Below are 22015 nucleotides of genomic sequence, written 5' to 3' on the forward strand. Positions count from 1 at the left end.
TCAGGCCACGTTGTATTTGAAGTCGCCGTTCTTGGCGGCGGACACCTTGATGCGCTCGATGGCGCTCGCTGCTGCCATGCGCGCCAGCACCTGCTCGGCGATCTCGGGCAGCAAGGTGCCGTTGAGGATGTGGTCGACGTTGCGCGCGCCGGTGTCCACCTCCGTGCAGCGGGCCAGCACCGCCTCCACCAGCTTGGTGTCGTACTCGAAGCTCGCCTTGTGGTTCTCCTTGACGCGCGCAGCGATGCGGTCCAGCTTCAGCCGGATGATCTTCTCCAGCACGTCGTCGCTGATGGCGTAGTACGGCACCACCTTCATGCGGCCGAGGAAGGCCGGCTTGAAGCTCTTGTAGAGCACCGGCCGCAGCGCCTCGCCCAGGGTCTGCGCATCGGGAATCTCTTCGGGCGCCTTGTTCAGGCAGGCCTGCATGATCTGCGAGGAGCCGATGTTGCTCGTGAGGATGATGACGGTGTTGCGGAAGTCGATCTCGCGACCTTCGGCATCGTCCATCACGCCCTTGTCGAACACCTGGAAGAAGAGCTCCAGCACGTCGGGGTGGGCCTTCTCCACTTCATCGAGCAGCACCACCGAATACGGATTGCGGCGCACCGCCTCGGTGAGCACGCCGCCTTCGCCGTAGCCCACATAGCCCGGGGGCGAGCCCTTGAGGCCGGACACGCTGTGCGCCTCCTGGTACTCGCTCATGTTGATGGTGACCAGCTTGCGCTCGCCGCCGTACAGGATGTCGGCCAGCGCCAGCGCCGTCTCGGTCTTGCCCACGCCGCTGGGCCCCACGAACATGAACACGCCCTTGGGCTTGTTCGGGTCTTCGAGGTTGGCACGCGCGGTGCGCACGCGCTGGGCCACGGACTCCAGCGCATGCGACTGGCCGATCACGCGCTCTTCCAGCAGCGGCTTGAGGTTGAGCACGGTCTTGATCTCGTCCTTGACCATCTTGCCCAGGGGAATGCCCGTCCAGGCCGCGACGATCTCGGCCACGACGTGGGCATCGACCTGCATCGGCACCATGGGCGACTCGCCTTGAAGCGCGGTGAGTTCCTGCAGCTTGGCCTGCAGCTCGGTATGCGCAGGGCTGGCAGGCGCTGCGGCGACCTTGGCAGCCTTCTTCGTGGACTTCTTCTTGCCGTCGGCAGCTTCCGTCTCCTCGGGCTGGGCCGCAGCCACGGGCTGAGCCTCCAGGTTCTTGCGCAGCGTCTGGATCTCGCCCACCAGCGCCTTCTCGCGCTCGTAGCGGGCCTTCAGCGCATCGAGGTCGGCCTGCACGCCGTCGCGCGTGGCGCGGAGCTCGGCGAGCTTGTCCGCATGGTCGGTGCCCGCAGCCGCCTCGCGTTCGAGCGCGGCAATCTCCGCGCCCAGCCGCTCGATGCTGCGGATGTTCTCCTCCATCGCGGCGGGCACCGCACTCTGCCCCAGTGCCACCTTGGCGCAGGCGGTGTCCAGCACGCTGATGGCCTTGTCCGGCAGTTGCCGGCCGCTGATGTAGCGTGCCGACAGGCGCACGGCTTCGGTGATGGCCTCATCGAACACGCGCACGTTGAAATGTTTTTCCATCAGCGGCGCCATGCCGCGCAGCATGGCGGCGGCCAGCGGCTCGCTGGGCTCTTCCACCTTCACCACCTGGAAGCGCCGTGCCAGGGCCGCGTCCTTCTCGAAGTACTTCTTGTACTCGCTCCAGGTGGTGGCGGCCACGGTGCGCAGCTCGCCGCGCGCCAGCGCCGGCTTGAGCAGGTTGGCGGCGTCGCTCTGTCCGGCCTGGCCGCCCGCGCCGATCATGGTGTGCGCTTCGTCGATGAAGAGGATGATCGGATGCGGGCTCTTCTTCACCTCGTCGATCACGTTCTTCAGCCGGTTCTCGAACTCGCCCTTCACGCTGGCGCCGGCCTGCAGCAGGCCCATGTCCAGCGTGTGCAGTTCGACGCCTTGCAGCGGCGGCGGCACGTCGCCGGTGGCAATGCGCAGGGCCAGCCCTTCCACCACCGCCGTCTTGCCCACGCCCGCCTCGCCGGTGAGGATGGGGTTGTTCTGGCGGCGGCGCATGAGGATGTCGATGGACTGGCGGATCTCCGGATCGCGGCCGATCACCGGGTCGATCTTGCCGTCGCGCGCACGCTGCGTGAGGTTGGTGGTGAACTGGTCCAGCGCGGGCGTCTGGCCCGGCGTGGCGGGCGCCTGCAGGTCGGCGTCGGAAGTAGCGCGCGGTGCATCGGCCGGGCGCAGGGCATCACCGGCTTCCTGCGATGCGCTCGTCATGTCCGCATGCTTGTGCTTGAGCTCATCGAGGCGGAACTTCACGAACTGTTTGCTGCCCCTGAAGGCCAGCTGGTTCAGGCCCGGCTCGGTCAGCAGCGACAGCAGCAGGTGCGCGCTGCGGATGCGGCTGTTGTGCGCATCGAGCGACGCGATCAGCCACGCGTGCTCCAGCAGTGTGGGCAGGTGCGGGCTGAACACCGGCGTGCGGGTGTTGCCGTTCTTGAAACGCTTGATCTCGGTTTCCAGGTCGCGCTGCAGCTCGGTCGGGGCGATGTCGAAGCGCTTGCACAGCAGCGCAAAGTCGCTGCGCGGCTGTTCCAGCAGCGCGAGGAAGAGGTGCTCCACGTCCACCTCGTAGTGGCCTTGCGCCATGCACAGGCTGGCTGCGCGCTCCAGCGCCTTGCGGCTGGTGTCGTTCAGCTTGGAGATCAGAGTCTTCAGGTTGTTGCTCATGTCGTTCTTGTCGTCCCTTGTTCGTTCGTGACTGGCCTTCAGGCCAGCGCGTGGATGTCGTAGCCCGCGTCGGCGCGGTCGTCGTTGGCGGCGCGTGTGACGAGGAAGCCGTCCCAGCCCAGGCGCGCACCGCTGGCCTGGGGCGATCCGCCCAGGCGAACGCCCTGCACGTCCTTGGCCCGCAGCGCCAGGCGCACTTCGTATTCGATGGACACGCCTGTCATCATCGTGAGCAGTTCGCGCAGCGCGAGCGCGCCCTCGCCGCCGGGCAGGAAGCGCTTGAACTTGTCGCGCGGCATCGGGCCGAGCGTGAGCCGCATGCGCAGGTCGCGCTGCCAGATGCGCTCGCCCGCCACCGCGCCCATGCCCAGCTGCGCGCCGCCCAGGCCCAGGCGGGTCTGGTTGTCTTCGGGCAGCTGGAACCAGCGGCCGACGAACTGCTCCAGCGTCACCGGCACGCCGAAGTACTGCTGCAGCACGCGCTGCATCACCGCTGCGGACGTGGGCCGGCGCTGCAGGGCGCCGCTGAAGTAGGCCAGCGTGTCGTCCGACACGCCGCCGCTGCGGGCATGCAGGCGGTCGCGCAGCGATGCATGCCCCACGCCGGCCACCGACAGCAGCATCGGCAGGAAGTGGTTCTTGCGGTCCGCTTCGAACTGGATGGGCAGGCGGTGCTTGCGCCAGGCCTGGTAGAACAGCACCACCGCGCGGTGCAGGAAGATGTCCATGAAGGCCCGGCCGGCGGAGTCCTTGTGGAACAACTCGCGGTTGGCCAGCAGCTCGGTGTAGAACGCCGGCAAGGCGCCGCCCACACCCAGCAGGCCCATGAACGCCGGCGTGAGTTCGATGTGGTCCACGTCGCGCGACTGGCGCCTGTTGTCGGTTTCGGCATCAGCATCCACCGCCTCATCACGCTCGGCGGCCACCGGCTGCAGATGCGCGATTTCACTGGCAGGGAATGCCAGCGACAGCGAGTTGCGAAAGCGCAGGCGCTTGCCCAGCACTTCTGCGGGCGACAGCCGTTCCTGCTGCACGAACCAGCGTTCGAGCAGCCGCACCGCCTGGAAGAAGCCGAACCGGTGCGGCTCCTCCAGCAGGCGGTCGATCACACCAGTGGGCTGTGGCCGCTGCGCCGTGGACATGCGATCAACTCTTCGTGGGTGCGCGAGGAAACCAGCTTCAGCTGCGTGAAGCTGTTGGCGTGCGCATACAGGCCAAAGAAGTGGTCCAGCACCTGGGCAAACAGGCGCAGGCCGATGCCGACGAAATTCTGTTCGTCCACGCTCAGCACGATCTCGGTGCCGCGCACGAACACCGGGAACGGGTTGCCCGGCAGGCAGGCATTCGCCGGCTTGAAGTCGATGGCCACGATGCCGTCGAGCTGGCGCCGCGACGCCGCGCTGCGCGGCAGGTCGTACAGGCGCAGCAACTCCTTGAGCGCATCGATGCCGCCCGACGAGAGCGTGAGGTGGTTGAGCGACAGGTGCGAGATGAGCCGCCAGTGCGCCCCGCGGCCAGATTCGAAGCGGTGGCTCAAGGTCGGCTTGCGCATCAGGCGGATCTCGCGCGCGACGCTGCCGCCTTCCATGAACAGGTCGCCACCCGACTGGCCGAAGGACAGCAGGCTGGGCAGGTCGCGGTTGGTCGCGGTCACGTCCACAGACAGCGTGTCGGTCTGCGGCGCAGCCGGGTCGAAGTCGATGTCCACGATGGACAGCTCGGTCTCGTAGCCTGGGCTTTGCTGGGCCAGTGTTTCGTCGCGGTGCACGTACCAGTAGCGGCCGCCGGACTCGCCTTCGCGCAGCAGGTGGTCGTGCTGCAGCGAATAGAACGGCCGGAACTCGGCGATCGACTCCCCCTGCGGCGTCTGCTGCACGCGGAACACGCGGTCCACCGAATGCACTTCATAGCCGAAGGCGCGGCGTGCGTCGGGCAGCACCGGATAGCTGTTGCCGGTGTGGGTGATGCGGATCGGGTCGGCCCGCTGCGCGAAGAGGTTCACCACGGGCGTGCAGCCCAGCACGATGTTCTTTTCGTCGAGCGTTTCAAGCAGCTGCGCATCGTCCGAATCGGACCGCAGGCCGGACATCATGTAGTGCAGCGTCACCGTGCGGGCGCCGGACTCGGCCATGGCCTTGGGGCACGGGAGGTCGACGAAGTTGAACTTCTCGGGAAAGGCGAAGTACTCGGTGAGCAGGCGGTAGGCCGGATGCGAGCGCGCATCGAAATCGATGAGCGCCTCGTGCTCTTCAAAGCCCACGGCCTGCGGCAGGCTCTTGCCGCCGCGCTGCCATGGGCCGGTGGGTGCGGTCTGCACAAGCGCACCCAGCACGCGGCCGCACAGGGCCTCGCGCAGCACGCTCACCTGCGAGGGCTCGCCGTCCAGGTACACACGCAGCGACTGCATGCCCAGGCTGGCCCAGGTGGCCTGCGCCGAGGTCAGTTCGAGCTGGATGAAGAAGCAGGAGGTGGCGCCCTTGGGCACCACGGTGCCGTCCGGCGCGGCAGCCGTGCCGCGGAAGCCGGCGGCCGTCACGCGCACCGGCAGCAGGTCCACGTCGTAGGCCGTCTTGAACTTGCACGGCACGCCGCGCACCGGGCGCGTGTTCAGGCTCGTGCCGCGCTCCACCTTCACCGGCTTGGTGAGCTGGCTGGCATTGGCGCTCGCATCGAAGCAGGCGATGGAGCACGACGGAAAGGGCCGCAGGTAGTGCGGGTACAGCACGTCCAGCAGCGACTCGGTGAACAGCGGGAAATCGTCGTCCAGCCGCTTGTGGATGCGCGCCGACAGCAGCGCGAAGGACTGGATCAGCCGCTCGACGTGCGGGTCCTCGCCCACTTCGCCGTTGAGCAGCAGCTGGCTCGCGATCTTCGGATAGCGCTGCGCGAACTCGCCGGCGTGCGAACGCAGGAAAGCCAGTTCTCGCTCGTAGCTCGGCAGCAGTCCGTGCATGGCGCTCAGTGCCTCGCCTCGGCGGCGGACGGCCTGCCCTGGGTGATGGAGTACTGCAGCGTCAGCGGCTGCAGCAAGGCGTCGAAGCTCACGTGCTCACGGCCCTTGTCGACGACGAGGATCGCCTTGATCACGAAGTACAGGCGGTTCATCGTGGACGACTCCACGCTCAGGCTCACGTCGACCTGGCGCAGGCGCGGCTCATGCAGCGCAATCGCCTGCTCGATGGAGCGGCAGATCTCGCGGCGGTGATTGGGGTTGGCCAGGCTCTGGCTGGAAAAGTCGGCGATGCCGAAGCTGAGGATGGACTTCCTCGCTTGCGGATAGGCCTCGAGCTCGGACGCATCCTGGCCGTGCCGCGTATTCAGCAGCGCTTCCAGGTCGCGGGCGACGTTGTCCTTGATCTGCACGAGGCTGGCCAGGCGGACGTGGTGTTCCGAACCCGGGCGGCCATGCGTGTCGATCAACCGATCGAGAAACGATGGGCTGTACTTTTCGTTCATCCAGAAAAAGGGGCGGCCAGGCCGCCCCTTCTCTCGCTTGTTGACGAAGGGGCGTGGATCAGAACGCCACTTGGTTGTTGGCGAGGTTCCAGGAGCCCTGGATGTTGTTGCCGCTGGACTCGATGCCCGAGCCGTCGATCTTGGACTGGTTGTACGTCCAGCGGATGGACGAGTACTTCAGGCCGAAGGTTTCGGTCGGGATGGACTCTTCAGCGACCGTCGTGGACACCGACGACACCAGCGCGTTCTTCAGCTCGATCTTCAGGTAGTTGACGCGGTTGTTCGAACCCGTGCCGGTCGAGTTGCTGCCGCCCACGGCGCGATAGAAATAGATCACCACGCTCGGGTAGATCGTGCCGGCCGAGCAAGCCTGCAACAGCTTGGTGGTGGCCTTGTCGATGTCCTTGGTGAAGATCAGTTCGCCGTGTTCGGTACGCTCGGCAGTGTGGCCGCCGGCGCTTGACGAGGTGGCCGACTTGGGCTGCCGGATGAGGTGCGTGAAGGTGCTGACTTCGACCGCATTCGCCGACTTGTGCTTGGCGTCGTTGGTTTCGCCCTTGATGTCGGCACTGCTGCCGAACTCAACGTAGATGTCTTTCATAGTTCTTCGCTCCTTGCGTAGTTAATTCGGGGTTGTTCAAGCCCCACTGGCTCCAGGCAGCTCTGCGACGAGTCGCAGGGACACCGAGAGTTCATCAAGCTGGAAGTGAGGGCGAATAAAGGAAACCGCTCTGTACACGCCCGGCCTTCCGGGTACTTCCGAGACCTGCACGGACGCTTCACGCAGCGGGTACTGCGCCTTGACGTCCTGTGTTGCAGCGTCATCTCCTGTGACGTACTGAGCTATCCAACGATTCAAGAACTCTTCGACGTTCGCCGCGGAAGCGAAGCTGCCGATCTTGTCGCGCATCATGGCCTTCATGTAGTGGGCGATGCGGCACACGGCGAACATGTATTGCAGCTGCGCGGCCAGCGCAGCATTGGCATTGGCGGAATCGGAGTCGTACTTGCGGGCCTTCTGCGCAGATTGCGCGCCGAAGAAGGCGGCGTAGTCCGAGTTCTTGCAATGCACGAGCGGAATGAAGCCCAGGTCGCTGAGCTCCTTCTCGCGGCGATCGGTGATGGCGATCTCGGTGGGGCACTTGAGCGCCACTTCGCCTTCATCGGTCTTGAAGGTGTGCGTGGGCAGGTCTTCGACCAGGCCACCACCTTCCACGCCGCGGATCGCCGCACACCAGCCGTAGTTCTCGAAGGCCGAGGTCAGGCGGGCGCCGAAGGCATAGGCCGCGTTCACCCACAGGTACTTGGCATGGTCGCTGCCGTCCACGTCCTCGACGAAGTTGAAGCCTTCGACCGTGGTGCCGTCCTTGGGGTTGTACGGCAGGCGGCCCAGGAAGTGCGGCACCGTGAGGCCGACGTAGCGCGAGTCTTCCGATTCGCGGAAGGACTTCCACTTCGCGTATTCGACCGTGTCGAACACCTTGGACATGTCGCGCGGCTTGCCCAGCTCGGTGAAGCTTTCCAGGCCGAACATTTCAGACGACGCGGCGGAGATGAACGGCGCATGGGCCGCGGCGGCCACGTGCGACATCTGCTCCACGAAGTACATGTCTTCGGGCTGGCGGCTGACTTCGAAGTCGCCGATGAGCGTACCGAACGGCGCGCCGCCGAAGGTGCCGAATTCTTCTTCGTAGACCTTCTTGAACAGCGCGCTCTGGTCGAAGTCGATCGCGGTCTTGAAGTCCTTGACCAGTTCCTTCTTGCTGGCGTTGAAGACCTTGATCTTCATCATCGCGCCGGTGGACGTGTGCTTGCACAGGTACTGCAGGCCCGTCCAGGACGACTCCAGGCGCTGGAAGTCGGCGTGGTGCATGACTTCGCTGAGCTGCTCGGAGATCAGGCGGTCCAGCTCGGCGACGCGGGCGTCCAGCGTGACGCTCAGGTTCTCGGAGACGACCACGGTGCCTTGCAGCACTTCGCGCACGAGCTCGGAGATGATGTCCTTCGCGCGGGTGTGCTCGGCCTGCGAGCGCGCGACGCGGCTTTCCTCGACGATGGAGTCCAGGAGGCTGCGCTCCAGGGTCTCCGTTTCGCCTTGCGATTGCAGTGCGGCTTGCGTCATGGCGTTCACTCCTCGACCTTGGTTTCTTCGCCGAGCAGCTTGAGCTTCTCGGTGTTGCTCAGCACATCGCCCAGGATGTCTTCGAGCTTCTCGTTGCCGGCGAGCTTGTTGCGCAGGTCGGCGAGCTTGGTGCGCGCCTCCAGCAGCTTCTTCAGCGGCTCGACCTGCTGCACCACGGACTCGGGTCGGAAGTCATCGATCTTGTTGAATTCGAGGTTCACCGCGAACTCGCCGCCGTCGCCGCTGAGCTTGTTCTTCACGCGGTACGACGCCTTGGGCGCCATGCCCTTCATGACGTCGTCGAAGTTGTCCAGGTCGACGCTCACGAACTTGCGGTCCTTGAGCTTTTCGAGCGGCTTGTTCGGGTCCTGCTTGCCGGTGAAGTCACCGAGCACGCCCGTCACGAAGGGAATCTCCTTCTTCTCGATCGCATCACCGATCTCGACGTCATAGGTGAGCTGCACGCGCGGCGGCCGGACCTTGTCGAGCCGCTTCTGGATGCTGTCTTTCTTGGCCATGGGGTTCCCTTTGCTAAAACGGGGTGGGTCGCGCTTGCTACTTGAGCTTGTCGAAAGGATTGCCACCGCTGCTCTTGGCGGCCGTGGTGGCAGGTGCTGCGGCGGGCGCCTTCGCGCTCGTCGTGGACGGGGTGGCCGCTGCCGGCGTGGCGGCAGTGGTTGTGGCAGCGGCTGCCGCTGCTGCGCGGGGCCGCGGACGCGGAGCCGGCGCCGGATCGGGTCGCGGCACCAGCACGTTCTCGCCCAGCAGTTCACGCAGGTTGCGCGTGAGCGTCTCGGCTTCGCCGCGCGTGCCGGCGGTGATGTTGTTCTGCTGGCGCAGCACGGTGATCGCTGCGGTGGAGATGCGCAATCCGCTCACGGCCAGGATGCCTGCGCCGACGTTGTCGGTGTTGTCGCGGTGGAGCACTTCCTGCGCGGCCAGCACCGCGTTGCCGTAGTCGGCGTCTTCGAAGTAGCCCTCGGCGAGCTTCACCCACGGCGCCTTGCTGGTGGGATCGATCTTCGTGGCGGCCTGGTAGAGCTCGCGGCCCTTGGCCTTGTCGCCCGCGGCCATGGCGGTGTCCGCCTTGTGCATGAGGTCGGGCAGCGTTTCAGTCTGCGGCGCCGGCGCCGGCTCGGTGGGCTTGATGGCACAGGCCGCAAGGCTCACGCACACCACCACCACTGCCAGCTTGCATGCGAGTCGGTGGAACCGGTTTCCGGCTGCACCTTCCGACGGTGTGCTGCGCACGAGCGCAGGCCCCCCTGTCACCGCGATCATTGACTTGTACTCCCCTGTGTTCCCTACTTCTTCCTCGCATCGCCGTTGGAACGGCATTGCAAGAGCGGCGAACTTTAGTCGAAGGGTTTCTTCACGCCATCCCCCGAAAGGCGGGGAAAGGGGAATACAAATTGATGCACTGTTAATGAACGATCCAGGCTACACGTTCATACACATGCAAGCGCATCGATACTCGCGTTCGCATTTGTTCCAGACAATACAGGCGGGGCGATTCAACAACGCGGACAAGCCCCCACATCAACCGACACCACACCCATGAGTCACTCATCCACATGCTCGAACGCATCGTTCGCAGCGCGCTTCTTCACTCGTAGATTCATCACCCTTGCAGCCTGCGCCGCCGCAATCTTGTCCACAGGCGGATGCGCCTCGTCGAGCGGCAGCGGCGGCATTCTCGACAAGGCCATGGAGGTCGTCGGCTTGAGCAAACCGGCGCCGCCCGAGATCAACGCAGACACCATCAAGCTGCCGCCCAAGCCAAAAACAGTGACCTTGCGTTTACATGCGGCTGACATTGTGAACACCGACACGAGCGGTAGACCGCTTGCACTTGTTGCACGTGTTTACAAGCTGCGCAGTCCGACGGCCTTGATGCAGGCTCCTTACGACGCATTCAAGGACTCGACGTCCGAACGCATGCTGCTTGGCAATGACATCGTCGAGTCGCGCGAAGTCGTGCTCACACCCGGCAAGAAGTACGAAGTCATCGAGACCATGCCCAACGACGCCACGCAGATTGCGGTGGTCGCACTGTTCAGGGCCCCCGACCCTCAGCGCTGGAAGTTCGTGTTCGACACGCAGAGCGCGACAAAGACCGGTGTCACCCTGGGTCTTCACGCTTGTGCGATGAGCGTCGCGGAAGGCGAGCCCATCGGAACATCGATCGAAGTGCGGCGGCTCGCGGGCATGCAATGCCCTCATGACTAGCACCCGAAATGGGGGTGTCGCACGCCCCACAAAAAACACTACTTAACAAGCTTTTTTAGTACGCTCAGCCGCCGCGCATCGCGGGCACTTCGCGAGGACATCGCGGGCAAATTCCGAGGCAGTCTTGATTCAGTCATCCAAAGTTCTCTGGGGCGAAGGCCTCTTCCTGAGGCCCCAGCACTTCCAGCGTCAAGATGCCTACCACGAATGGCGCACGGCTGAACTGGGCCGGGTGCTGCATCCGTACTCATGGGGCGTGCGCCGTGCGCGTATCGACACCGACGCGCTGGCCAGCGGGGTCCTGCGCTTCACCGAACTGCAGATCGTGTTCCCCGATGGCGAGATGTACTCCGCGCCGTCGGAAGACGAACTTCCGCCGCCCGTGTCGCTGGCATCGATTCCTGCAGGCGTGTCCGAAGTCGTGTTCCACGCCACCATCGCGCCGCTGCGTTCGGGCGGCCGCAACTTCACTGCTGCCGACGACGAGCCCGATGGCTCGCTTCGCTACGCACAGCAGAACGTGGAGGCCGGTGACTGGTTCACCACCGCCACCGAATCCGAAGTCGCCGTGCTGCGCCGCTGCGTGCGGGTGCTGGCCGACACCGAGCCGCGCGACCACCTGGTGAACCTGCCGCTGTGCCGCATCCGGCGCTCGGCCACCGGTGGCTTCGAGGCCGACGCCCGCTTCGTCCCGCCCTCGCTGTCCATCGCGTCGTCTCCGGCGCTGCAAGCCGTGCTGCGCCGCCTGCTGGACCTGCTGCAGGCCAAGGTGGATGCGCTCTATGGCTTCCATCGCGAGCCGTCCAAGCACATCATCGAATTCCGTTCCGGCGACATCGCATCGTTCTGGCTGCTGCACACCGCCAGCGGCGCGTTCGCTTCGCTGTCGCACCTGCACATGCATCCGGCGCTGCATCCGGAACGGCTGTACGAACGCATGCTGGAACTGGCGGGCGCCCTGCTCACCTTCTCCAAGAGCTACACCCTCGCCGACCTGCCGGCCTACCGGCACGAAGCACCCGGCCCGTCGTTCGCGAAGCTGGACCACATCATCCGCGACCTGCTGGAGACGGTGATCTCCACGCGCTACTTCTCCATCACGCTCAACGAGGTCAAGCCCTCGTTCCACCACGGCCGCCTCGAGTCCGACAAGATCAGCGCCAACACCAACTTCTACCTCGGCGTGCAGGCTGCCATGCAGCCCAGCGAGCTGGTGGAAGCCGTGCCGCTGCGCTTCAAGGTCGGCGCCCCCGACGACGTCGAGAAGCTCGTGCTGTCGGCCATGGGGGGCGTTCGCCTCACCCATGCCGCGCAGGTGCCGGCGGCCATCCCCGTGCGCCCGGGCGCCTACTACTTCGCGCTGGAACCGCGCGGCTCGCTGTACGACCGCATGCTGCAGGCGCAGACCATCGCGCTGTACGTGCCGGCGGGCATCAACGACCTGCAGATCGAACTGTTTGCGCTGAATCCGTAATCCATGGCACAGACCTTCACGCCTTCACTCTTTGGCATCGGCGGCCCGGGCCTCGGCCCCAAGTTGCCGGCGCCCTCTTCCGCCGCGCCCGTTGAAGCCTCCACGCTGCTGGACCTGCTCTACGACGGGTTCTACATGATCTTCCTGCTGCGCAACCGCTGCGCGCCGGTGGACGCCGAGTCCTTCCGCGACCGGGTGCGCGAGTTCCTGATCAGCTTCGAGCGCAACGCGAAGAAGATCGCCGCCTCGTCCAAGGACGTGTACCTGGCCAAGTTCGCCTACTGCGCCCTGGTGGACGAAGTGGTGCTGATGTCGCAGTCCAAGATCCGTGGTGAATGGGAGCGCAAGCCGCTGCAGCTGGAATTCTTCGGCGAGCAATTGGCCGGCGAGCGCTTCTTCGAACACCTGGACAAACTGCGCGAAGGCGGTGCCGCGCACCTGCACCTGCTGGAGGTCTTCCACATGTGCCTGCTCATGGGCTTCCAGGGCAAGTACATCATCGAAGGTTCCGAGAAGCTGGGCTACCTCACCGGCCGCGTGGGCGACGAGATCGCGGCCCACAAGGGCAAGAGCCATGGCTTCGCGCCCCACTGGGCCGCACCCGACCGCATCAGCCACGCGCTGCGCGGCGAAGTGCCGCTGTGGGTGATCGGCTCGGTGTTCGCCTTGCTGGGCCTGCTGGGATTCCTGGGCGTGAAGGCCCTGCTCGACAAGCAGACGGTGGGTGACCTGAACAAGTACAACGAAGTGGTGAAGCTCGCACCGGCACCCGCCCATGTGACGATCACCTTGCCTTGACCTGATCCGACCGGTGCACAAGCACCGGCGGCGTTCCTCCAACAAGACAACAAAGGGAGTGGGAACATGATGTCAGCCTCCGGCGTGCTGCCGGGCCTTGCCAGTTCACTGGCGTCGTCGGCCAGCGGCCTGCTCAGTGGTGCCTTGCAGTCGCTGACTTCGCGGCTGGACTTCTTCAAGCTGCTGGACCAGCACGGCCGCATGCTGCAGGTCGAGACCGCCCTGCCCAGCCTGTCGCTCATCCCCGAGCGGGTGGTCATGCGCGAGGCGGTGTCGCAGCCCTTCGAGCTGGAGATCGACGCGCTGTCCACCAGCGTGAACTTCGAGCTCAAGCGCTTCATCGGCGAGCAGATCAGCGTGCGGCTGCTGCAGGCCGACGGCAGCTACAAGCCCTGGCACGGCTACGTCTTCGATGCATCGCAGCTGGGCGGCGACGGCGGCCTGGCCCGCTACCGCCTGCGCATGCGTCCGTGGATTTCGTTCATGGGCCTGCGGCGCGACTGCTTCGTCTACCAGGACAAGGATGCGCGGCAGATCATCGACGACCTCACGCGCGACCATGAGCAAGCCAACCTGCGCTGGGAGGTGAGCGAGACCTTGCGCCTGCGCAGCCTGTGCGTGCAGTACCGCGAGACCGACCTGGAGTTCGTGCAGCGGCTGCTGGCTGAAGAAGGCCTCAGCTATCACTTCGAGCACCTGGACGGCGAGGCCGCGAGCACCGCGGACAGCAAGCGGCAGGCCAAGCATGTGATGGTCATCACCGATCGCCTGGCGGAACGTCCGTCGCTCGGCGAGGCCCGCTTCACGAGCCAGCATGCGAGCGCGACCGTCCTGGGCCAGCGCGATGCCGTCACTGCGTTCTCGACCCTGCGCGACGTGACGCCCAACGCCGTCACGATGGGCGCCTGGGACTACCGGAAACTGGCCGGTACCAGCGCGCAGGACGCATCCACCCTCGCCCTGGGCGACCTGCCCACGCTGGAGGTCTACGACGGCGCCGGCGCCTACCGCTACGAGAACGCGGCTCATGCGGGACGCGCCGCGAGCCTGGCGCTGGCCGCGCTGGAACTGGACATCAAGCGCTTCGAAGGTCAAGGCAGCGGCCGGCACTTCGAAGCTGGCCGGCGCTTCCAGCTGGTCGACCATCCGCTGTACGGCGCCAATACGACGGCGTTCAACTACGCCGGCGCCGTGACGGCCAGCCACTCGCGGCCTGACAACGAGTTCACCCTCGTGGCCGTGGAGCACCACGCACGCAACAACCTTGGGTCGGAAGCGGCGAAGGCGCTGGCCTTGTCCGAGCAGGAGCTGACCGAGCTGGAACACGGCACCTACAAGAACCACTTCTTCGCCGTGCCGGCTGCGGCGGCGGTGGTGCCGAAGTTCATCCGCAAGCCCTCGGCCCATGGCGTGCAGACCGCACTCGTGGTGGGCGTGAATGGCGAGGCGCTGACCACCGACCGCGACCATCGGGTGAAAGTGCAGTTCCCCTGGCAGCGTGGTGAGTCCCCGCTGCCGGGCGGCCTCTCGCACGAGTCCGCCGTGGATGCCGTCGGCAACGCCACGGGCAACGAACGATCGGGCACCTGGGTGCGCGTGGCGCTGCCCAGCGCCGGCGCCAATTGGGGCGCGGTGCTCACGCCGCGCATCGGCACCGAAGTCGTGGTCGAGTTCATCGAAGGCGACATCGACCGGCCGCTCATCGTCGGCCAGCTCTACAACGGGCAAGACCTGCCGCCCTTCAGCGCCGGCGAAGACTCCGGCGTGAACCACCCCGGCGTGCTCAGCGGCATGCACACCCAGGGCCTGGATGGGTCCGGCTTCAACCAGTGGGCCGTCGACGACGCCACCGGCCAGTTGCGCATGCGGCTGCTGAGCAGCTACACCGCGGCCGAGGTCGGCTTGGGCCATCTGATCCAGCAAGGCACGGGCGCGCAGCGTGGCGCGTGGCGCGGCAGCGGCTTCGAGGCGAATGCCACGGCGTGGGCGACCGTGCGCGCAGGCAAGGGCTTGCTCGTGAGCAGCACCGCGCGCGCCGGCACCTATGGATCGGCGCAGAGCACGCAGATGGATGCGGCTGAAGCCATCGCCCAGCTCCAGGCCATGCGCGATCTGGGCCAGCGCCTGAGCAGCGCGGCCAAGGCCTCGCAGGCCGCCTCGCTGAGCACCCATGACTCGGGCAAGTCGGTGGAGCAGTTCATCGACTCCGTGGACCCGGCCAAGCAGGGCAAGCACGACGGCAACGTCAACGGCCAGGCAGCGAAGAAGGCCCAGGGCCGCACGCTGACCGATCCGGTGGAAGCCTTCGCGGCACCCGTGGTGGTGCTGGACACGCCAAGCTCGGCACTGTTCACCAGCGAAGCCAGCATCGCGAGCTTCAGCGGACAGGACCTGAGCGTCGCCGTGCAAGGCGACGTGCAACACACCGCGGTGCACACCTACGCGAGCGTGTCGGGCCAGACGACGAGCCTGTACACCAGCGACGGCGGCGTGCAGGTGAAGGCAGCCAACGGGCCGGTGAGCCTGCGGGCGCACACCGACGAGCTGCAGATCCTGGCGGACAAGGACGTCACGGTGATCAGCGTGAATGACGAGATCCGCATCCAGGCGAACTCGCGCATCGAGCTGGTGGCCGGGCAATCGTCGGTGGTGCTGGATGGCGGCAACATCGACTTCACGTGTCCGGGCAAGTTCGAGGCGAAGACGTCGACGCATGCGTTTCTTGGTGGCGGAAATGCGGCGGCATCGCCGGCTGCACTGCCCTCGGGCATCGTCAAGCCGCAGCCGCCTGAGAACTCGCTCTTCGTCAAGTATGACGAGCAGGTCGTCTTCAAGGACAACCTGGGCCAGGCGGTCGAGGGCCGGTTGCGCTATCACGTCGCCAACAAGGCGGACCCGACGCAGAAGATCACCGGCAATTCACCCACGGAAGGCGAGACGCCGCGGATCGACACGGCGTCGGCCCAACCGCTGGAACATGCGCTGCGCTACGCACGCTTTTCTTTCGACACCTGATCCACCGACATGGCCAAAGACGACATCGACGCCGAGGGCTATCACATCGAGGTGCTGGGCAGCTGCACCACGAATGAACGCGCCGGCTCCCAGTTCAACCAGGACGTGGATGCCAAGTACCTGTGGTCGTATGCGCAGGAAGAAGCCCTCATCGCCGTCAGCGAACAGGGCCCCGACAAGTGCTGGCGCTTGATCACGGACCCCGAACGCCGCGCCAAGCGCATCGCGGCACGCTACGCTGACCTGTACTTCCGAAGCGCGGAAAAGTCCAAAGGGCAGATGCAGCTGTACTGGCCGGCACTGGCCGGGTTCGTGGTCAAGGACATCGTGGAGGCCTTCCGCTACACCCGCGCCAACGTGTTGACCGGTGGCTGGCGCAACGCCATGCGCACCTCCACGATCCCGAGCATCGTGTCGGAGCTGTGGACCGACGGTTCGCCCTATGAGCACGGCCTGCGGGTCTACACCGCCCTCGCCAAAGGCAACCTCTGGCTGTTCATGGACATCTACCCGTGGCTTTGGTACGTGCTGGAGTACGGCCTGAACAAGGACGGCAGCCTCAACGACGACCGGCTGAATGCCCATGTCGGCTTGCGTGATGCCGCCCAGTTCCAGCAGCAGTCGCAGCAAGCCATGAAGGAATTGCCGTTCAGCGCGAACTGGATGGGAAGGCTCAAGCAGCGCATCGCGGCCGACCCTGTCTACGCGAAAGCCAACTCGTTCTTCCAGACCACGCCCACGTGGTCTGGAATGGATGGCGGCTATGGCCAGCACGAGGCCAATGCGTACCAGGCGCATGCCTACGTCAAGGCGCACGTGAAGGAATACGACTCAGGCTACCGCTTGCCGCCTTCGCCGTATTGGCCGGCCTTCAATGAGGCTTTCTACGTGATGGAAGAAGAACGCCGCGAGCTGTCGCGGGTCGTGGCGGATGGTGCGGCCGCGGGCAGGCTGCAGAAGATCGCGCAGTTCAAGGTGACCAAGGAAATGGAGACGACCTACAGCACGCTCATCTCAGAATTCAAATCCAAGGTGAAGAGCACCAAAGTCTCCAAGCAAAAGGACGAACTGCGGGTCGTCGCGAAGCAGGAGCAGCTCAATGTGCTGCAGCCGCTGATCTATGACGACCCCAAGCTGGTCGTGACCATGGACGCCAATCATGCGATCAGCCGACTCACGCCGTTTTCGCCGAAGTACGCCGTGTACTACAGCGCGGCAGCACACAACGACGCCCCCCAGCGACAAACCGTCTTTGACGCCCCAACCGGCGCCTGGGACTACGTCACCGGTGCCAAGCACAGCCTTCCCAACCCGGCTGATCGCATGGGGTTCGTGGCCGACATTGCCCGCGACTTCGATCGCCTCATGGATGAAAACCGTGCATACATGGAAGGTGAACTGCAAAAGATCCGGGGCTGGCTGAATGCTTAGGCGCAACTCGCTGATCCTCGCGACAGCAGCGCTCGTTGCCACTGTCGGCGGTGGTCTCTCGTTGTTCAATCAAGCCCAGGGCCAGAAGATGCAAGAAGTGAAATTCGATCTTGGCAAGAACATTGTCGAGACCGCGCGTGCCTCCGGTGTGCCGCAATTCCAGACCCGTGACATCGCGGGCCTCGTCAGCTATGGCGTGACCGCCATCCCGCCTCAGGTCGCCCTGCGGTACATCAGGGCCGGGTATGAGATCCGCTGGCAACCCGTGTTCGCCATGACCATGTACTCCAACAAGGAGCGCGATCCGGGATTGGCCGTGCAGAGCGTCGACCTGCAGCTCGGACAGCGCTTCGAAACGCATGAGGCGGCGCAGACGTTCGTCGAACAAACCCTTGCACAGTTCGTCCAAGGCAAGTGGGTGCGTTATCACGAGCCGGAGTGGACGACCTTGCTGACTGGGCGGTCCAGCATGCTCGACGAGGCGGGCCGAATAGCCGACGAGCTGACCACGGTCGACCCGGCGTACAAGATTTCTCCAGAAGACTGGCGATCCGCCATGCGCCACGGAATCATCTGGCGCTGGTCCGGCGATGGGGTGCTGGCCACACTGACCGTGAACAACGACGGCAGCCAAACCGGCAAGGCAGACTACAACATCGAACTGCAGTTCGATCTGCTGGACGTCAAGCTCAAGCGCGACGCCGCCAACCTCGCTCGCGACCTGAAAGAAGGCGATGCGAAGGGCTGGGGAAGCACGGCCAAGCATGAAGCCGACAAGAAAGCCGCCCAGGCCCGAAACAAGGTGCTGGAGGAAAACGCCGTCAAGCGTGGCGATTCCGTGGTCACGGCACGATGAAGGCGCTCGATCGAGTGCAGTATCTGAAGATGGCCTGAAGCGGTGAGTAAGTGCCTCGACGGCAATCCTTGAATTTCCGGACAGTGTTCTTGGCCGCAGCGGCTGGATGGGCGGCGTTGCTCCTTTTTCAATCTCAAGGCCAAGGGGCCCAAGACATCAAGTTCGATCTCGGCAAGAACATCACCGAAACGGCACGCAACTCGGGTGTGCCGAAGTTCCAGACCCGCAATGTGGCAGGGTTGGTGAGCTATGCTGTGGACTCGATCCCGTCACAATTGCCCGTGCGCTACGTCCGCCCTGGCTATGAGATCACATGGCAGCCTGTGTTTGCGCTGACCCTGTACGCCGACAAGGACGTCGACGCCAGCCTTCCGGTGCAAAGCGTCGACCTGCAACTGGCCCGGCATTTGAAGACACACGAGGCGGCCAAGGCCTTTGTCGAACAAACCATCGCGCAGTTCATGCGCGGAAAGTGGCACCGCTATCACGAGCCTGAGTGGACCACTTTGCTGACAGGTCGGTCCAGCACGCTGGATGAATCCGGTCATCTCGCCAATCCGTTGCGCAATGTCGACCCCGCATACCAGATTCCGATGGAAGACTGGCTGGTCGCCGCTCCCAGGGGCATCATCTGGCAATGGGCAGGTGACGGCGTGCTTGCAACCTTGACGGTCGCCGACATGACAGGCTCGAATGGTTCGCCAGCCTACGACGTTGACCTTGAATTCGATGTGCTGGCCGTCAAGCTCAAGAGAGATGCCGACAACGAAGCTCAGCGTCGCAAGGAAGGTGACGCCAAAGGCTGGAACAGCACCGCCAGGTACGAAGCAGACAAGAAGGCCGCCCAGGTGCGCAATCGGGTCTTGGAGGAGAACGCAGTCAAGCGTGGCGACGCAGTCGTCAAGGCCCCCTGATCCGCAAGGACGCCGGTACTGCGTCCTGCCCCCATGGCAGCGGTCTCAGCGGCCCAGCACCCGATAAAGCGCCAGCGCCGCGACTCCCACTACACCACAGGCGACGACCACCAACATCGCCTTGAAGAGCCTGCCCGTCACGCGGTCAATCGTTGGCAGCACGGATGGACGAAGCGGAGGAAGTTGGCTGTCGGTCTTTTGGGGGACTTGAATGTTTGGATTCATGGGGGTGCCTCTCCTGGGTAAAGCCTTTGGCGCGACCCCATTTGATTCCCCCTCATGCGCCGGCACGCAGTCTACGGTCATCGGGCGTGATTCGCACAAGACCGTTGCACTTCGCAACACCAATTCGCAAGTGCGCTTGCGGTCGTGGCTCAGCGCACGGCAGCCACGCCTTGCGCCCGGCCGTCCTCTCCCTCGCGGGCATGGGCCAGGGCCCGCATGCCCAGATGGCAAACGCCCGCGCCCAGCACCACGGGGCTGAGAAAACCCGCAAACGGCACAAGGGTGAACACACCCACGAGCACACCCAGCATGGCCATCTCCACACGCCGTGATTGGATGATGGCCCGACGCTGTTCATCTGTGGCCAGCCCATCCACGGCATCGTTCACCAGCCCGCGCACGTTGAGGTAGCTGGCCAGTACGAAGAACAAGAGGCCGCCGATGATCGGAATGATCAGGCAGAGCAGGCCGCCAATCACCAACGTTGCAGTCGCACCCATGGCGTCCCTCACACCGGCGGCCATGCTGGACGGCACGCCAGTCCTGAGCGACGGATAGCGCGTCAGGCAATAGCGCTGGATGCGCGCCATAAGGATGAATTCCAGCAGGATGCGCACGGTGACCATCACCAGGATGATGAACACCGCCGTCGCGAACAGGTAGGCGAAGGCACGGCCGACGGAGAGCATCAGCACGCTCGGCGACGCGCCCTGCCCGGCCAAGCGGCCGAGGATCGCGTTGGACAGCAAGTCGCACCAATGGACGATGCGGCCACCCCAGATGGAGAACACCAGCAGCCACAGGCCCAGCGACACGGTGCCGATGACGATCGACACCAGGGCCAGGCCCGGCCGGATGGCTTCGCGCAGGGCGAGGCCGAAGCAGGTGAGGCTTTCGGCGAGGGCGGAGACGGGACGACGGATGGGCGTCATCGACATCGAGTCAAGGTCATGAAACAGCTCAGACCGTCATCTTGATGTTCACTACCCCCGGCTACGCTCCATCACCTCGTCCACTGAAACTCCCGCGCTTCCAGCGCGCCCTGTCGAGCTCGACGCGCTTCTTCGCTGTCGTAGTTCTCATCCACGTCGTTGTCGTCGAACCGCACTCCCGCATAGGCAGTGCCATCACTCTCGTAGCGCCAGTACAAGAACCGCTTGCCACGTTTGCCCATGAAGTATTTGCGGTTGATGCTCCAGCGGCTGGCTTCAACGACCCGCAAACCAGTCCAGGCCTCAATCATCTGCTGCTTGAAACCCGCGATCGAGTCATGAACGTATCGATCGAAAAACAGGTCGAAATCGGCCCGCTCCTGCGGCTTCATCGTGTCCATGAGCTTGTGCTTGTATGCGTCATAGATGGCGTGCTGCTGCACACCAATCTGGCTCCTGAAGTACCCCGTCTGCGATTCCGCGATGTTCTGGACATCGTCGGCCCAGTCCTTGTCAGTCATCTCCATGTATTTGTCCTGGACGGCAATCTTGAGACGGCCGTCATTCAATCGGCGCCGGCGGCTTTCGCGCCATTCGTAATAGTGCTGCATGTGCCAGACCACAGCGGTTTCCAGGCTCTCCATCGCCCAGGAAGGCGCGGGTCCCATATAGGTCCAATAAGTGCGTTCGAGCTCTTCTGAAATGTCAAAGAGCGTACCCGCGCGTTTGAGCACCGCATCGGGCGGGTCCAGCGGCACACCTGCCTTGTACGCCTCTATGAACATGTGGCATAGCGGAATTCTGGCCAGTTCGTTGCTTCGGCCTTCCTGGTAGGACGGACTGGCCCAGCCATAGCCACCGCCGACGTCTGAATGCATGCCGGGGTAGACGAGCTCGACACTGTTGGCCGGAAGATCTTTGTTTCGGCGAATGGAGTCGCTGGGAAACTTCTCGCGAACCTCATGCCCTGCCACGAAATGGACACAGCGGTCGACATAGGGCGTAATCGTCAGATCGTGTGCCCATGCCGCATGCCCTCCTTCATCGATTTCATGAAGCACACCGCCGGCAGCCGGTCCAATGACAATGCCACCAGGCAACAAGACTGTCGCTGCCGCAGGGGCGACGTACTTCGCAACTGTCTCCCCCTTGCTTCCGCCAAAACCGGTCGAAGACACCGTATCAAAAATCCCGAGGAAGTAGACGACGACCCGAGGGTGCTTGCCGTCCAGACCGGCCTGGTTCCACAGAAGGGACTGACCGTCCCAAGCGCCCATCTCCTCACCCAGCATCCTGACAAACGCCCGGGCCTGAGTTGCCCCACGGGAGAATCCGAAGACGGCGATGTTGATCTGATTCACAAAGGGCATGTGTTGGTCGACATGCTTCTTCAGCTCACGCATCATCCAGCGGATGCGCGCCTCTCCCTTGGCGGCGGCAGACATCCCCAGTGTGTTGTCCATGCCTTTTCCCGAGTCGCTCACACCTTCCTTGTTGCAAGGGGTGCCAACGCCTTCAATGTACTGAAACGCGGTTCGTGAAGAGGGCGCGTTCTTGCAATGCGCAAACTGGGCCAGCTTTGCAACGTTGCTGTACTTGACTTGCTTGGGATCCACCTGACCGAACCCGTCAACCGTGAAGTTGTTTCCTGTTCCGTCAAAGAATGCGGTGAACCAAACCGGCTTTGGACAGGTCTTGCAGTTCTCGACCAAATCGGCGTGAAGTTCGAGCGCAGCACGGGTGGCCTTGCGAACGCTGGTCTCGGGAAGTCCGACGTCGGAAATCCTGCGAACCTTGAAGGGCGACGATGCCATATGAGTCTTTCTTGACGAAGTGTTC

General features: G+C 64.4%; 18 protein-coding genes. 7 read left to right on the top strand and 11 right to left on the bottom strand.

Annotated features, from left to right (window positions below):
- From tssH to DZC73_RS16635, 8 genes are read right to left on the bottom strand one after another with little or no spacing between them, the layout of a single operon-like run.
- Entirely contained in the window at window positions 1-2724 is a 2724-nt protein-coding gene (tssH, locus tag DZC73_RS16600) for a type VI secretion system ATPase TssH (protein ID WP_124541460.1), read from the bottom strand.
- A gap of 38 nt (window positions 2725-2762) precedes the next feature.
- On the bottom strand, window positions 2763-3866 hold the full coding sequence (tssG, locus tag DZC73_RS16605; RefSeq protein WP_124541461.1) for a type VI secretion system baseplate subunit TssG: 1104 nt from the start codon (window positions 3864-3866) through the stop codon (window positions 2763-2765).
- A complete protein-coding gene (gene tssF / locus DZC73_RS16610) occupies window positions 3830-5677 on the bottom strand; it encodes a type VI secretion system baseplate subunit TssF (RefSeq protein WP_124541462.1) in 1848 nt (615 codons plus the stop codon). The genes tssG and tssF overlap by 37 nt, the downstream gene beginning before the upstream one ends.
- A gap of 5 nt (window positions 5678-5682) precedes the next feature.
- On the bottom strand, window positions 5683-6180 hold the full coding sequence (gene tssE / locus DZC73_RS16615) for a type VI secretion system baseplate subunit TssE (RefSeq protein WP_124541463.1): 498 nt from the start codon (window positions 6178-6180) through the stop codon (window positions 5683-5685).
- Window positions 6181-6238: 58 nt separating this feature from the next.
- Complete coding sequence (locus DZC73_RS16620) at window positions 6239-6781, bottom strand: Hcp family type VI secretion system effector (RefSeq protein ID WP_124541464.1); 543 nt, start codon at window positions 6779-6781, stop codon at window positions 6239-6241.
- A 36-nt stretch (window positions 6782-6817) separates the two neighbouring features.
- On the bottom strand, window positions 6818-8311 hold the full coding sequence (gene tssC / locus DZC73_RS16625; protein ID WP_407924110.1) for a type VI secretion system contractile sheath large subunit: 1494 nt from the start codon (window positions 8309-8311) through the stop codon (window positions 6818-6820).
- Window positions 8308-8820, bottom strand: coding sequence for a type VI secretion system contractile sheath small subunit (gene tssB / locus DZC73_RS16630; protein ID WP_124541466.1), 513 nt, complete (start codon window positions 8818-8820; stop codon window positions 8308-8310). The genes tssC and tssB overlap by 4 nt, the downstream gene beginning before the upstream one ends.
- A 37-nt stretch (window positions 8821-8857) precedes the next feature.
- A complete protein-coding gene (locus DZC73_RS16635) occupies window positions 8858-9583 on the bottom strand; it encodes an outer membrane protein assembly factor BamD (RefSeq protein ID WP_124541467.1) in 726 nt (241 codons plus the stop codon).
- 276 nt (window positions 9584-9859) lie between these two features.
- On the opposite strand from DZC73_RS16635, the gene tssJ reads away from it, so the two are divergent.
- The 7 genes from tssJ to DZC73_RS16670 all read left to right on the top strand — a co-directional run bounded on the left by tssJ (window position 9860) and on the right by DZC73_RS16670 (window position 19019).
- Complete coding sequence (tssJ, locus tag DZC73_RS16640; RefSeq protein ID WP_124541468.1) at window positions 9860-10531, top strand: type VI secretion system lipoprotein TssJ; 672 nt, start codon at window positions 9860-9862, stop codon at window positions 10529-10531.
- 124 nt (window positions 10532-10655) lie between these two features.
- Window positions 10656-12005 (top strand): type VI secretion system baseplate subunit TssK, encoded by a 1350-nt coding sequence (tssK, locus tag DZC73_RS16645; protein WP_124541469.1) that lies wholly within the window; start codon window positions 10656-10658, stop codon window positions 12003-12005.
- Window positions 12006-12008: 3 nt separating this feature from the next.
- A complete protein-coding gene (gene icmH, locus DZC73_RS16650) occupies window positions 12009-12803 on the top strand; it encodes a type IVB secretion system protein IcmH/DotU (protein WP_124541470.1) in 795 nt (264 codons plus the stop codon).
- A gap of 66 nt (window positions 12804-12869) precedes the next feature.
- Entirely contained in the window at window positions 12870-15818 is a 2949-nt protein-coding gene (locus DZC73_RS16655; protein WP_124541471.1) for a type VI secretion system Vgr family protein, read from the top strand.
- Between the two features lie 9 nt (window positions 15819-15827).
- Entirely contained in the window at window positions 15828-17249 is a 1422-nt protein-coding gene (locus DZC73_RS16660; RefSeq protein WP_124541472.1) for a DUF2515 family protein, read from the top strand.
- Window positions 17242-18105: a hypothetical protein gene (locus DZC73_RS16665; RefSeq protein ID WP_124541473.1), complete on the top strand. Its 864-nt coding sequence runs from the start codon at window positions 17242-17244 to the stop codon at window positions 18103-18105. Before DZC73_RS16660 ends, DZC73_RS16665 begins: the two co-directional genes overlap by 8 nt.
- Window positions 18106-18194: 89 nt before the next feature.
- Window positions 18195-19019: a hypothetical protein gene (locus DZC73_RS16670; protein ID WP_124541474.1), complete on the top strand. Its 825-nt coding sequence runs from the start codon at window positions 18195-18197 to the stop codon at window positions 19017-19019.
- A gap of 45 nt (window positions 19020-19064) precedes the next feature.
- Here the strand turns inward: DZC73_RS16670 and DZC73_RS16675 are convergent, their stop codons facing one another.
- The 3 genes from DZC73_RS16675 to DZC73_RS16685 all read right to left on the bottom strand — a co-directional run bounded on the left by DZC73_RS16675 (window position 19065) and on the right by DZC73_RS16685 (window position 21990).
- Window positions 19065-19244: a hypothetical protein gene (locus tag DZC73_RS16675; protein WP_124541475.1), complete on the bottom strand. Its 180-nt coding sequence runs from the start codon at window positions 19242-19244 to the stop codon at window positions 19065-19067.
- A gap of 149 nt (window positions 19245-19393) precedes the next feature.
- Window positions 19394-20176 carry an EI24 domain-containing protein gene (locus tag DZC73_RS16680; protein ID WP_161974617.1) on the bottom strand — a complete coding sequence of 261 codons (783 nt, stop codon included), beginning with the start codon at window positions 20174-20176 and terminating at the stop codon, window positions 19394-19396.
- 71 nt (window positions 20177-20247) lie between these two features.
- Complete coding sequence (locus DZC73_RS16685) at window positions 20248-21990, bottom strand: T6SS phospholipase effector Tle1-like catalytic domain-containing protein (protein WP_124541477.1); 1743 nt, start codon at window positions 21988-21990, stop codon at window positions 20248-20250.
- Between the last annotated feature and the right edge of the window lie 25 nt (window positions 21991-22015).

The sequence above is a fragment of the Rhizobacter terrae genome (assembly GCF_003852895.1).
GTDB lineage: Bacteria > Pseudomonadota > Gammaproteobacteria > Burkholderiales > Burkholderiaceae_C > Albitalea > Albitalea terrae.